Origin of the sequence: Nocardioides sp. CPCC 206348, from assembly GCF_048654705.1 — a bacterium.
In the GTDB taxonomy this organism is placed as follows: Bacteria; Actinomycetota; Actinomycetes; order Propionibacteriales; family Nocardioidaceae; genus Nocardioides.
Genome location: NZ_JBMCZA010000239.1, coordinates 1 through 658, shown reverse-complemented (window position 1 = coordinate 658; position 658 = coordinate 1). Strand labels below are relative to the sequence as shown.

The window sequence follows — 658 nt, the reverse complement described above, 5'->3', positions numbered from 1 at the left end:
GACTTCTTCGGGTTCGACGCCGACGGCTACATCGGCCGGCTGCCGATGCCCAACCGTCCGGCGCCCACCTGGGCGGAGTTCTACGCCGAGCGCCGGATCGCGCCGTACCTCAAGGTGCTGCGCGCCAAGGAGATCGTCAGCGCCGAGGACGGCGCCACCATCGAGGCGGCCGTCGCCCGCGGGCCCGAGATCCTCCCCGTCGAGCCGCCCGCGCGCCTGCACGGCGACCTGTGGAACGGCAACGTGCTCTGGACCAACGACGACCGTGCCGTCGTGATCGACCCGGCGGCGTACGGCGGCCATCGCGAGATGGACGTCGCCATGCTCGCCCTCTTCGGCCTCCCCCAGCTGCCGCAGGTGATGGCGGCGTACGACGAAGCGGCGCCGCTCGCCGACGGCTGGGAGGACCGCCTCGGCTTCCACCAGCTGTTCCCGCTGCTCGTGCATGCGTGCCTGTTCGGTGGCCAGTACGGCGCCCGGGCGGCCAAGATCGCGGCGCGTTACCTCTGACCGCTGCTGGTTCATCAAGGTATGTCGGCGAACTGACACTTCCCCGCCTCTGCCCAGCGTGGGGAGTGCACATTCACCTGCATCCCTTGATGAACCTGCAGCGGGAGACGGCGATGACACAATCGCGACGTGGCCCTCTCGGACGAAC

General features: G+C 69.8%; 1 protein-coding gene. It reads left to right on the top strand.

The window, feature by feature from the left end; all coding sequences use genetic code 11:
• Positions 1 to 510 (top strand): fructosamine kinase family protein (locus ACOADB_RS27245; RefSeq protein ID WP_378606486.1); only part of this gene is annotated, 510 nt, incomplete at its 5' end.
• Positions 511 to 658 lie beyond the last annotated feature (148 nt).